10 protein-coding genes and 1 pseudogene are annotated in these 12,509 nt (G+C 52.9%); 2 read left to right on the top strand and 9 right to left on the bottom strand.

The genetic code is table 11. The annotated features are described in order from the left end of the window. Window positions 1-391: 391 nt before the first annotated feature. The 3 genes and pseudogenes from HZB34_12865 to HZB34_12855 form a co-directional block, all read right to left on the bottom strand. On the bottom strand, window positions 392-631 hold the full coding sequence (locus HZB34_12865; GenBank protein ID MBI5316851.1) for a hypothetical protein: 240 nt from the start codon (window positions 629-631) through the stop codon (window positions 392-394). 308 nt (window positions 632-939) lie between these two features. Then, a pseudogene (locus HZB34_12860) lies at window positions 940-1,248 on the bottom strand (hypothetical protein). A gap of 375 nt (window positions 1,249-1,623) precedes the next feature. After that, the gene (locus tag HZB34_12855; protein MBI5316850.1) at window positions 1,624-2,682 is read right to left on the bottom strand and encodes a hypothetical protein; all 1,059 of its coding nucleotides are present in this window, start codon (window positions 2,680-2,682) and stop codon (window positions 1,624-1,626) included. A gap of 329 nt (window positions 2,683-3,011) precedes the next feature. Between HZB34_12855 and HZB34_12850 the strand changes: the two genes are divergently transcribed. Next, the gene (locus HZB34_12850; GenBank protein MBI5316849.1) at window positions 3,012-3,491 is read left to right on the top strand and encodes a sel1 repeat family protein; all 480 of its coding nucleotides are present in this window, start codon (window positions 3,012-3,014) and stop codon (window positions 3,489-3,491) included. Between the two features lie 56 nt (window positions 3,492-3,547). On the opposite strand, the gene HZB34_12845 is transcribed toward HZB34_12850, so the two are convergent. The 4 genes from HZB34_12845 to HZB34_12830 all read right to left on the bottom strand — a co-directional run bounded on the left by HZB34_12845 (window position 3,548) and on the right by HZB34_12830 (window position 6,210). Beyond that, window positions 3,548-3,964: a thermonuclease family protein gene (locus tag HZB34_12845; GenBank protein ID MBI5316848.1), complete on the bottom strand. Its 417-nt coding sequence runs from the start codon at window positions 3,962-3,964 to the stop codon at window positions 3,548-3,550. 77 nt (window positions 3,965-4,041) lie between these two features. Beyond that, window positions 4,042-4,614 carry a hypothetical protein gene (locus tag HZB34_12840; GenBank protein MBI5316847.1) on the bottom strand — a complete coding sequence of 191 codons (573 nt, stop codon included), beginning with the start codon at window positions 4,612-4,614 and terminating at the stop codon, window positions 4,042-4,044. Window positions 4,615-4,735: 121 nt separating this feature from the next. Beyond that, the gene (locus HZB34_12835; GenBank protein ID MBI5316846.1) at window positions 4,736-5,071 is read right to left on the bottom strand and encodes a PilZ domain-containing protein; all 336 of its coding nucleotides are present in this window, start codon (window positions 5,069-5,071) and stop codon (window positions 4,736-4,738) included. A 290-nt stretch (window positions 5,072-5,361) separates the two neighbouring features. Continuing rightward, window positions 5,362-6,210, bottom strand: coding sequence for a hypothetical protein (locus tag HZB34_12830; GenBank protein MBI5316845.1), 849 nt, complete (start codon window positions 6,208-6,210; stop codon window positions 5,362-5,364). Window positions 6,211-6,458: 248 nt separating this feature from the next. Here HZB34_12830 and HZB34_12825 point away from each other — a divergent pair, with 248 nt between their 5' ends. After that, window positions 6,459-7,733 (top strand): ISNCY family transposase, encoded by a 1,275-nt coding sequence (locus tag HZB34_12825; GenBank protein MBI5316844.1) that lies wholly within the window; start codon window positions 6,459-6,461, stop codon window positions 7,731-7,733. A 200-nt stretch (window positions 7,734-7,933) separates the two neighbouring features. Here HZB34_12825 and HZB34_12820 read toward each other — a convergent pair whose 3' ends face one another. Further along, entirely contained in the window at window positions 7,934-8,320 is a 387-nt protein-coding gene (locus tag HZB34_12820) for a hypothetical protein (protein ID MBI5316843.1), read from the bottom strand. Between the two features lie 806 nt (window positions 8,321-9,126). Further along, the gene (locus HZB34_12815) at window positions 9,127-12,507 is read right to left on the bottom strand and encodes an SAM-dependent methyltransferase (GenBank protein ID MBI5316842.1); all 3,381 of its coding nucleotides are present in this window, start codon (window positions 12,505-12,507) and stop codon (window positions 9,127-9,129) included. Between the last annotated feature and the right edge of the window lie 2 nt (window positions 12,508-12,509).

The raw sequence follows: 12,509 nt of genomic DNA, 5'->3' as shown, positions 1-12,509 counted from the left end.
AACTGCACTTTCTCCAATGTCTCTGCGTTGTCAGTCTGCCAAGGCAGTCACAACCTCTTCGTATCGCAACTTCTCCAACCCTTCCCACGACAGACTATGTGGCATGTTGTCTCTGTGGACGTAGACCTGGCTTGCACACCGCTGACAGAGTGACCGGTAATCATTTCGCAAACATTGTGGGGAACTCACGCTGAAGTTAACCTCCTGATCCCGCCATGCCTGAGCGAGTGAAGCACGAGTGCAGGATCAGAGTGACCTTCTTCCCGAAAACTTCACCATTAGCTAGGAAGTTCCTCAGTAAGCCGTGCATCCTGTGCTTAATGCAAAAGGTAAAAGAGTACATGGTTGATGGAAAACCCCCGGAGGGCCAGAGGCTTCCCCCTGAAGCGGCTCAGCGCTTCAAGGCGTGAGCGGAGATCCACTCCTTAGCCTCAAGCGCAACGTTCATCAACGCTTCTAGGTCATGAAGACCAAAGGATGATGCATTGCGCCAGGTACCGGTGTGATCCTTGAACGGCCGGGAGAAGGTCGCTGAGAAGAACGGGCCCTTCTCGCTGGTGTTCTCCCAGATCGTCGCTTTGATGTTGCCGCAACGCAGCGTGTTCGCGGGTTTGTTGTTGGTAGCCATCATGTTTCCTCCTTGTATGTTGAAATGAAGTTGGCTCTCTCACAGGAAGAGGAGAGCCAATGCACATTTCACGGAGGAAACACGAGGCAGAGGCCGTTGCCGGCGTGCCGGAGAGGGATAAGCAGCGGGAGTGACAGTCTTACTGGCACGAGCGGTGCGCCTCGCAGGTGGTAGCAGGTCGGTCACTGCCGGGCATGGCTACGACAACAAACCGGTGGCTGCGGTGTAGGATTAAGGTGTCAAGCAGCCATGGGATCACATGGACCGGTTCAGCGAAGTGATCAGCGTCCTTCAATTCGGAGGTCGCGGCCTTAGGGATTCTTGATCGAGTCTGGTGAGAACGGAGAGCCGTAGCGGCCGTAGAGGTTGCTGGTTGAGTCAGGATCATATGGGTTCGTGCTCAGCTTGCAGCGGTAGTTCCCCTGTTAGTCATACAGCCGAGGCGCATCGGTAGCGAAGGGATTCGTCGCCGATTGATTGCTGAACGGACTGCCGTAGGGGCTGAAGGGATTGTTGATGCCGTCCGACTTGAAGGGACTGCCAGCAGCGAACGGATTGGACGTGGATTCAGGATTGTATGGATTCGCGCTCAGTTCTCCGATATCTTCCGCGTGGATGGTGAAAGGCGGTGGAAGCAGCAGGAGAAGAAGGAGGAATAGAACCGGCATCGCAAGCCTCCGACAAGCGGACCAACCAGTGGACTTAGGGTACTCCCGACTACAGAACAGCGCAAGTAACCATCAGGCATTGGCGGAAAAGTAGAATGTCCCGGTTTCCCTCACTTGGACATTTTTGGACCGTGAATATCGTCATTCTCACCTTCAACGAAGGGAGAAAAACCATGTAAGCACGTCCTGCCCCGAACCGTAGTGTGCCCGCTCCCGTGATCGTCTGTTCCCTCAGTTTCGTCATTGCCGTCCAACACTCACAGTTTCTAGCACGCAGCCGGGCGATAGCTCGCCCGTTTTCCCCTACCCCAGTGTAGTGATATCCGATCATCTGCTTTCGATCAATTCGGATGGCCTTTCCCACTCTCCTAGTGGTACTGGCCGGTAGCTAAGTTCGGTCGTAATGAAACGGTGTTTTTCGCGATAGCGATTTATCAATACTTGCCTTTCTTTAGTAGAATTCGAACGGTTTGCTATTTCGATGAGCATACCCAGAGTTTGTAGGTATCGCTCTTGGAAGCCTGGTCCCTTCTGGACTTGATCACTACGATCAATATCAAGGAGTTTGACAGCCTGCTCAAGATACCCTACCGCAGCTTCATCATTCTTCAATAGAAACTCAGCATACCCGGCAATCCAGAATTGATTGTAGTGATCGCTGTCGAACTCTATCAGAGTTTTTGCGGCACGAAGCATCCGATGCGCGTTTTTATCACCGAGAAGGTGAGCAGCCCCAAGCCAGAGAGCAGCCTCACGTATGCACTGTTCCAGAACTGGGATAGCCGTGTCACTATTACCGGCCTTGGCCAGTCCGATACCAAAAGCCAAGGAATCACCTTGAATGACAACTTGCTGAAGGCCTGGTGGTACGGACATGCCGGTAAGCCGAACAAACGGGTCCAGCCAGTGCTTTTCTATAAACATGGCGAGGTCTGAACCATCCCAAAATCGGATCGGAGCGCCGAGGCGTCGATCACCATGCTTTCCCTCCTCGATCTCTTTTCGAGCCGGTGTCGTTATCTCACCTGTACTGCATACAACTAGAGTTGAAATCCGCGTGAACGGATTCTGGCCTCGCAGGCCGACTCGCTTTTCAAAGGCCTGACGTATCTGATCCTCTAACGCGCTGGGGCTATGATGTGTTCCAACTTTTGCTCGGATGTCCTCCACCTTCACCTGGACACCCGTGAAGCGAGGGATGCCTTCGGGAAATACATTTTCGTGGAAGAGCACATCGATTCCTTCCTCGCTGATTCCTCCAGTGAAGTGCGGGTCAAGAAAACCCATCCTTTCGAGCAATGGTATGAGCACGCCTTTCGAAAAGTCATTCTCTCTAGCTTTCCACAGTTGGAAAGTCTCTTGGATGGTATCCCGTAGCGGTTTCATACGTGTGCCCTCCGATATTCAGATTTACCAGGCCTGCCGCCCTATTAAACGCTACTCTGTTCTGCGACACAACTTGGCTGTAGTTCGGACAGTCTGGCCCCGGTACATCAGTCGGAGTAAGATAGCATTGATAATTTAGGCAATGTTAACATGTCATCCGGCGATGGATACTTGACGAGGTTCACTCAGGTTGGAACTATTCAAAGCTATACGGGTAATCTGTCACGAGCCTACCAGCTCACCGACCTCCGGATAATCTCTTCTTCTATGAGTTGACTTAGATGCTCTTTAAGAAGGTAGCTAACTCCTGAGAGGATCTTTCCGCGCAAGTGACGAGGATTCAGAAAGAAGCCAAACAAGGTGATCCCACAGTCCAGTGGTCACTAGGGGTATTGGATGCCAGAGGCAATGGTGTACCTCAAAGTTTCACAGAGGCAGTGAAATGGTTTCGAAAATCAGCCGAACAGGGCTGTGCACCAGGACAAGAATTTCTGGGGCACTCCTATGCCCTGGGCCAAGGTGTGCCTCAGGATCATGCTGAAGCCGTCAAGTGGCTCCAAAAGGCGGTTTTGCAGGGCCAGGCTACTGTTGCTGCATATTGGGCACTGGGGTTGAGATATGCAAACGGACTTGGCACTCCTCAAAATGATGGCGAAGCCGTAAAATGTTTTAAAGTTGCTGCGGAGCAAGATCTCGGAGAGGCACAGGCTGCTCTAGGAAATATCTATGCTCAGGGTCGCGGTGTTCCAAAGGATGATCTTGAGGCCTCAAAGTGGCTTCTAAAAGCAGCGGCACAAGGTAAAGTGTAAGTTCTCCCAACCTGAGACGTTATCATTGGATGACTACTTGCTCCTAGTTGAGGCGGCTATCTCCGTTTCCGCCACTCCCACGGCGGCAGCGGGTACGGATCGGCCCACAAGCCTCGCCGCGCTTCCCGTGCCTCAGTCTCTAACTGTTCCAGCGTGACATTCCCCGGCGCATACTTCCGATACCACCAGCACCAGCCGTCTTTGACCAGCGTGTGGTTGACGTTTGTGCCGTCGGGGAGCAGCACATCGGCAAGGGTGCGCTTGTACTTGTCGTAGCCGTGCGTCTGGAGCGTGACTTCCTTGCCGAACACCAACTCGGAAGCCGCTTGCTTGGCTTGCTTGCCAAATGCTTGACCTTTCTCAGGGCAGTTAATGCCGCTGAGACGTATGCGTTCTGCGTGATGTCCGTTCAGGACTTCGATGGTGTCGCCGTCGAGGACAGAGACGACTTGGCCGGAGAAATTGGCAGCCAAAGTTGGACTAAGTGAAAATAAGAGGAGCCAGAGAAGGGAAGCTGAAAAAACGAAAGCCTGATTTAAGACACCACAAGCTACCAATTGATTTGCCGCGAAAATTTCTGATTTGTCACGGTCTTACCGTAGTTCTCAAACAAAATATCAATGAAGTTCGGCGCTAGTAAAGTCATGTCCGCAGATGACCCGGAACTATATACCTCTCCGAGCCAAATTATCTCGATCTTGCCAGAAACCTTAGATTTCACGTTGCCCATTACAGCGATCTCGAAAGTGCGAGGATATGTCGTCGAGGATGAAGAGGAAACTTGTTTCCCCCCATAGACAAAATCTGGGGAGCTGCTCACACTTACATCAGTTCGGCTAGGTCCGATTGAGTATTTATAGTGGACAGTAACCTTGGCAAGCTCTGGAGAAGAGGCCTTGAGAAACCCTCGTTCGGACATCTTTTTTTCAATAAGTTCAACTATCACTCTTTCCCTTAAACTTGCAGAGTTCTGGGAGATCACCATGAACAGAGATTGTTGCGGTGGGGGTGTCTCAGCGATAGTGGTCACCCTGCCACTGAGCATCGCGGGGCAGCCACTAAGTAGCAAGCTAAGTGCGCCCAAGAATAAGAGTTGCCTCGCCAGGCACACCTTTGAGGTCATGTGGGAAGTCCTATTTTGTTTAAGAGAACCTTCAGTGCCTCGCCCCCCTCGCCACCCGCTTTTCAACAATCCACCCTAACCATTCCAGTAGCTGAACGTGTAGCATGCCCTTCAGCAATTGTCAGCAATCTCTATCCACTTCATCCTTGCGCGGTCGAGCCGCTCGCCGTGTATGAAGCTCAACCCATCTATCCTCGACCCGCTGGCAGATGTACTGTTCCAGATCCTCCTCTGACTCGTCGTCCATCACGAGGGTTTCAACCCCATACTCCTCGCCTCGCTGCACCCAGTGAACCGCTGCCGCGAGCACGTAGAGCGTTTTCTCATTGGGGAGAATCACCGTGAGGGAACACACGTCCCCGATCAGTAACGGAAGGTTACCTGAGAAGCGCAGGCCCGTGAGGGAAAGATTCCAAACTGTGCCGTGGCCCTCAAAGTTCCCACATTGGTAGGTCACGGGACAACATACGGGGAAGCGATGAGATGGGCGAATCGAGAAGGGCATGAGGGGAGTCTCACAAGGTGGCGTATTTTAGGAGAGGTACGGGCAAACCGCAAGGCGAGGTGTGGGGAAATGGTTGTATTCAATTCACCAATCGATTTGCTATCGGTTTCTCAGTCCAATGGAGGGCGGAATCGCGCCGCGCCAGTGGCCTTTCAGATCAGGGCGATTATCCCGAACTTTCCGGGGATGAAAAAGGCTGGATGTCATCCGGCTGTCTAGCCGTCCTTACCCTAGTGATATTGTTAGGTGTACTCGTTCAAATGGCTGTCCTTACAGAACTGAAACCGATTCTGGCGCGGAATAAATTCCCAGCAATAGCTGGTTTTTCGCTCATGCCCGAGAATGTCCTTGTACTTAATCATTCCGGCACAATAGAGCTTGAGCGTACCCTCAAGAACGGTTTTCAACTCTTGATCGCTAATGCCTATTTCGATCGGGCGGCCAAACTCTCCTCCGCTAGCGATGACCCATCCTTCAGGAAGGCGTCTGTCGTCATCGGGAGTTTGGGCCAATTGTTGGGGAGCGATATCCATCAGGTAAGGCGCTCCAGTCATATTAATAATAATGGCTGGGGTTTTCCCATGATTGATAAACAGGGTTCTAGCCATAGGAGCCGTGGTTCCTTCAAAGGTAGAAGTTATCTCATTCACGATACGTTCTACCTTTGCAAAAACATAAGCACGTTCAATAGCTTTGCTCCATCGTTCCTGTTCACGGGAAATACGAGCAAGTTTGTTGGTGGCTCTATACAAAAAACATGTATAGACGCCAATTACAATCGTAAAGGCAGCAATTATCCAGTCAGTAGCCTTTACGTTGAAAAACTCGTTGGACCATTCCTTTTTTTCTGGTGTCTTGGCCTCTTCCATATCTGGAGCAAGCTTCAAATTGCCTCCTACTGTAATGTTGACAGAGGCAGGCAGAGAAGGAGGCGATGGCTGAACTACCTTTCCAACCTCGCCTATTTCCTTGGGATCAGCGGGCTTATTGTCGGTATGTGGTGGTAGGGACTCAGCCTTATGGAGATTCACAGGCTCGGCGTATGAAAATACTGGTATCAGAAAGCTTACTGCGAATACCAGAAATCTCATGGTCAGCACGCCTTGATCGCTGTGCCGAAGATGTCCGCATTCATGCGATGGATATAGTGAAACTCAAACTCGTTGACGTACATTGGGACATACAGTGCCTTGGCTTGGAGTCGCCAGGCTAGGCCGTCCACGGGTAGGTGTCAAGCGGGAGCAGGTGAGCTGTAATCCCAAAGTGATAATGTCCGCTTTCGCCAAGATAGAAATGTCCTCTTCACTGATAGACTGCCGGCCCTCACAAGGAGGGCCGGATGGTCAGAGAGGACAGAGTCATCATGAGTGTGAAGGAACTCAGGCGGGTGCATGTGATTCGCCAGACGAGGGAGCAGAAGCTGACGCAGGTGAAGGCGGCTACCCTCCTGGGGCTGACGCCACGCCACATCCGACGCCTCCTCGCACGGGTGGAGCAGGCAGGCGACTCAGGGCTCGCGCATCGGGGGCGGGGGAAGCCGTCGAACCGGCGGATCTCGGAGCAGGTTAAGACCAAGGCGCTGAAGCTGTACGAGAAACAGTATGGAGATTTTGGACCGACGTTGGCGGCGGAGAAGCTGGCCGAGCGCCATGGGATCACGCTCAGCGACGAAACCCTGCGGGGCTGGCTCCTGGCGACCGGGGTGCCGCACTTCCAGCGGCGGACGCGCCCGCATCGGGCCTGGCGGGAGCGAACGGCACATCGGGGGGAATTGGTGCAGCTTGATGGGTCGCATCATGACTGGTTCGAGGGGCGCGGCCCCCGTTGCGTGTTGATGGCCTACATCGATGATGCGTCCAGTCGGGTGTATGCCCGGTTCTATGGGTACGAAGGCACGCTCCCAGCGATGGATAGCTTCACGCGCTACGTGATGCAGTATGGGGTTCCGCTGGCCCTCTACGCGGACAAGCATACAACCTATCAATCGCCGGTCCCGCCCACCCTGGACGAACAACTCGCGGGAGTGACTCCTACGAGTCAGTTTGGACGGGCGTTGGGCGAACTGGGGGTTGAGTTGATCCCAGCCCACTCGCCCCAGGCGAAGGGACGGGTGGAGCGGCTCTTTCAGACCTTTCAAGATCGGGTGATCAAGGAGATGCGGCTCGCGGACGTCTCCGCGCTGGATGCGGCGAATCAGTTTCTGGAGGGGTATCTGCCGATCTACAATCAGCGCTTCACCGTTCAGCCAACCCAGGTCGCCGATCTGCATCGTCCCCGCCCAACGAGCCGCGAGTTGGACAGGAGCCTGTGCATCAAGACGACCCGCTGTCTGCGCAAGGATTTCACCATCGCGCATCAGGGGGGACTCTATCAGATTCATGAGACGGTCCGAGCCCCCCGTGTGCTGGTGGAAGAGCATGTGGACGGGACGATGCGGATCACGCACCAGGGCCGGGCGCTCGACTTTCACGCGATCACGTCGCGGCCCATGAAGGCGGCTGAGGCCAAGACGGTTCATCGACCACGGCGCCCGGTCACGCCGAGGCCGGACCATCCGTGGCGCAAGCGCCTGCGGCCAGAACGTACAAGCCACGCGGCGGCGGTCGGAACATAAAACCGGACATTTCTATTTTGGGAGAAAGAGGACATTTCTAAATTGGGTTGACAGCGGGAGCAGGTGAGCGAAGTGGGCTGATGAGTGGGTAGTTATTTCGATATATAATGACTCGTTGTTTCTAAAAAGGTGAAAAGTACAGTCACCTCGGTCACTGCGCTTCCTCTCGTTCATCCACAAACCTGCATGAACCTCGGCTATCAACCCCTTGAAGTTCCAGCGTCTGTTAGCGCGAGTGACGCGGCGAGGAGTTCAGCGGCTGGAAGGGCGTAGATGGGTTGTATTCGTTGATTGATGGGGTTCAACGGGTTCTTGGGATTGAATTGGTTGATGGAATTGAAGGGGTTGTTCGGGTTGAACTGGTTGATCGGATTGGCCGGGTTGCCTGGATCGTATTGATTTACAGGATTAAACGGATTCTTCGGATCGTAAGCGTTGATCGGATTCAGCGGATTGTCAGGACGGTACTGATTGATCGGATTGAAGATGATGTAGTCGCGCTCGTACTTCTCGCCGAAGCCAGGATCGGCAAGCGCAGGCGTGATTGAGAAGAGGAGCGATAGCAGAAGGAGGAAGACAATCTGCACGGCGAGCCTTTTGGAATCGAAGCACCAGAAGATTCAGCTTACTCGCCGCCAGGAGATTCAGTGGAAGCGAGGCAGAACGATTCCTGATACGTTTTCTGCTCATCCCAGAAGTGGTCCAATACAGGGTTGGTTACCGAATACTTATGAGTTTCCATACAGACCTCACAACATGAACTGATCAATGCGTATTATTAGGCGTCAGTGTCCTCGCCCTCATTGTAAAAATCACGTGGTTCTTGGGTGGTCGAATACTGCATGTTCCATATTTCATACTCCGCCAACACCAAAAATTGCAGAGCGTGATGTGCCGACTTCTGAGACTCCCAGTCGAGGTCGTTATCGTCTACAAGGCTTCGAAGCCAAGTCTTGATAGGTCCTAAGGCTTTAACTTTATTCGCTACCGCACTATTCCACTGGCTTGCATTGGGCATAGCCTTCCCTCCTGACAGATTCGTATCGATTTAAGCGGTCACCCTTTCGACGTCTTTTTCAGGGTCAACGATTTCGCTCTTGAGATTCCGATAAATCTCGAACCAAACTCATTCCTATCACACATAGTTGGATTCAGGGTTAAGGGCATTTTCCTTGTCTTTCATTTTAATTCCCGGAACAAATATTCTCAACATACGCTATCAATCCGTGACCAGCGCAAGTGGATTATCTTTTAATGCTTACAATAACTTCGTTACGTCAAATCGGTTCGCAGGATCGAACGGGTTATCGCTGTTGTGCCAATTGCTGGGCTTACAAGTTGCCTGGATCGTAGCGGTTGCCAGGTTTAAGAGGAACACGGTATCGCTCATCAATTAGTTCTCCTCCTCGTCCTCAGCGTCGCGACCCATTCGGTATTTGATGTCATAGTTCAGGATGAAGTCCAACTCCTCCGCTGTGAAGCCGTAGTGTCTCGCGAGCACTGTGTCGATTGCGTCCAGAATGGGTTTGGACTGATTTATTTCAAAATACTCTTTCTGAACAGTAACGCCCCGCGAATGAATATGTCGTTTGATTACCTTCGAATTGTGCCTGTAGTCTTTCATCAAGTTTCTACCTAATCGGTCAAGCTCGGCCACAGTATTGGCCGCAGGGTTAAACTTGAATCCGAGAAATTCTCTCTGATTTATCTGCTGGCAGTCCGATAAGGTCTGATAAAACCAGAAGAACAGCGAACTGCTCATGATTGCAATTACGCTATGTGCAGGGATCGTTGAATCGATTAGGACGTGTTTGCACTGGCTCGAGATCTTGTCTTTACCGTTCTCCTTATGAACCGGGAGGTGGTCCAGGACTTTTATCCAGTAGAGCATGCCACGGAAATAGAAAAGCCCGTTTCTCCCATGCACTCCTGAAAAGAGCTGCGAGAGCGCACTCCCTTGTGAACTGATCTTGTTCAATATGGCTGCATCATTCGTGGATGCTATTTTTGGGAATGAACCGGGAATTCTGAGCTGGGTCGATTCACCGTAAACTAAGAGGGGAAACAGAAAGTCTCGCTCCTCAGCGGTCCACTTTAAATATTTAGTGGAATAGGTATGAGCCTGGTTTGTTAGTTTTCCCTTTGCACCGAGAAAAATCGAATTGATTGTGTTGCATCCTGCGAATAGCTTGGATGGACGCCAGGCAAAGTTGCTGACCCATGAGCTGTAACACTCTCGCAGTATTAACTCCTGCAGTTTTCGCATCCGCTCGGTCGTGAATGTCGAGACTAACAGCACCAAGCCTGATCGGCCTGATCGGGCTAGAAGAGCCAAACTCCTCTCGGTGACAAAGGCGAGTAAGTTGCCGCATTCCTCTGTCGAGTATCTCCCGTTCTGCAGGCGGTAGGATTTCTCAAGCTTGCGATATTCTACGTACGGCGGATTGCCGATAATGACATCAAATCCACCAATATGGAGGATGCCGTAGAACTGGATGAACCAGTGGAACGGTTGGTGGGATTTTACCCATTTGGCGTAGGCATCCTTGTCGCTCACCTTCACATCGTATTCGCCGGCAAGGTGGCGGTTGAGTTCGTCTTCCAGTGCCTTGAGCCGATTCTGGAGCGCCTGTTTGTCGGCGGCAGGCACTAAGCCATCACCTTCGGTCTGGAGTTGGCGGAATTTGTCGAAGGTCTGCTGGAGATCGGCGGCTTTGACGGAGATTTTTTCCATCGCGTTGTCGAAGTCCAGCGTGCTGGTGACAGCGCGCTCGACTTCGTCGTAGGTGGCGTAGCCAACAAGGGTGTTGCCGGCACGGATGTTGAAATCAATGTCCGGCAGCGGCTCGATACCGAGGTTGTCGCGGGCGGTGTCCGGCTCGACCTGAGAGGCGAGTTTTAAGAACAGACGCAGCTTACAAATTTCCACCGCCTCTTCCATGATATCCACGCCGAAGAGGTTGTTGAGGATGATGCTTTTAAAGATGAAGTAGTGGCGGTTGGGGTGTGCGGCGACCCGTTCCAGTATGTTTAGGAAGTCGGAATACTTCTGGGGCGGGTGTTTCTCGCCTGAGCGGTCGAGATCGGCAACAAAAGACTCCATACGGTCGAGGCAAGCTTCGTACAGAGGCTCTAGAATGTTGAGTGAGGCGAACAGGAATGCTCCGGAGCCGCACGTCGGGTCGAGAATGGTCACCTTCTCGATGGCGTGCCAGAATGCGCGGAGCAGTTCGGGACCTTCAGTGCTGGCGATCACGTCCTGGGCGAACTGTCGGATGTCGAGGTTCAGGGTGATTAGGTCGTTGATGTCGCGTACCTCGCCAGCGGTGAGTTTCTTTCTGACGTCCTCGTAACGCTGCCGACGGGCAATGACTTCACGCCAGATTTCGGTGGGCAAGGCATACGTGTCGGGCGCGGCTTTGTTCCACGCCTTGCGGCGTTCGATCAAATTGGGCTTGGTGGCGTCGAAGCCAACGGCGACCTCAGCCGGGAGGTCCAAGGGCTTGGCCAGTGGTTCGCCTTTGGCTGGGTGGTCGGGGATGTATTTCCAAGAGAGACCGTGGCGAATAGCGGGATAGATGTATCGATCAGGATTGTCACGGAGCAAATCCCAGACGGTCGGTCCGTTAGAATTTTCAAAGGCCACCTTACACTCGGCGCGGGCATCATCGAAAAGGAACGGAAGGACGGTGTTCTTGCTGATATATTCGGTGATGTCCTCCTTCGTGTAATACGCCCCCATTTGTTTCTGGTTGATGTATTTCTCGAAGATGTAGCCGAGGACATCGGGATTGATCTCTTTGTCGTTGCGGAGCGGGCGTTCGTCGAGATGCCACTGGTATTGATCGAAGTAATCAAAGATGCGTTCGAAGGCTTTGTCGGGAATCTGAATGTCTTTGCCGTAACGCTCGGGCTTTTCGAGTTCGTGCACGTCGAACAGGCCACCGTTCAGATACGGAATGTTGCCGAGCAGTTTTTCTAGGTCAGGCGCGCGATCCTTGCGACGTTTGCCGAAGCCTTCGTGGAACAGACGTAGCAGGAAGTAGCGGTAGAAGGTGTAGAACTTGTCCTTACCCTTCTCCTGCTGACAACGTTGGAGGCGTTGGCGGAGGTAATCGGGATCGGCGTCGAGGAAACCCTTACGCTGGATGAAATAGACGAACATCATGCGGTTGAGCATGACGGACGCATACCATTCGCGGTCGGCCACCTCGCCAATGCCATCAATGAACTTGAGGAAGGCTTTCCGCTGCGTGTCGAAGTCACGGTAGAAGACTCTGGTGACGCGCTCGATGTCGAACGCAGCGCGAGCACGCCCAGCAATGGCGATGGTGGACAGTTCCCCGTTTTCTTCTTCTTCGAGTGAAACGTAGAGAATTTGCAATTTCTGAAGGAGTGAGTCACCGGACTGGCCGCGGGTGAACTCATGCGTGCGGGCACTCAAGGGCTTGCCTGTTTCTCGGCGAACCCACATCCACGACTGCCGCGAGCGGTCCCCACTCGTAAACAAAATGAGATGTTCGAAGCTGGTTTGGGTGAGGGCGCGGTCGAGCTTCAGCCGGGTGGTATGGCCAGGTAGCTGGCCATCAGGACTCTCACAAAGCCACACCGTGAAGCCGCGTTTCTCCGCGATGGCGGAGAATGCATAGTCGCGCTCAGAGATGCGGAGCGTGAGTTTCTTGCGGCTGGGTTCCCAGCCAAGCCCCTCAACAAAGAGCTTGCCAAGATCGCCAGTTTGTAACAGGAGACGACCGCGAGAAAAGTCGAAAGGCATAC

It is taken from the genome of Nitrospirota bacterium (assembly GCA_016219645.1).
GTDB lineage: Bacteria > Nitrospirota > Nitrospiria > Nitrospirales > Nitrospiraceae > Palsa-1315.
This window is presented reverse-complemented; position numbering and strand designations above follow the sequence as displayed.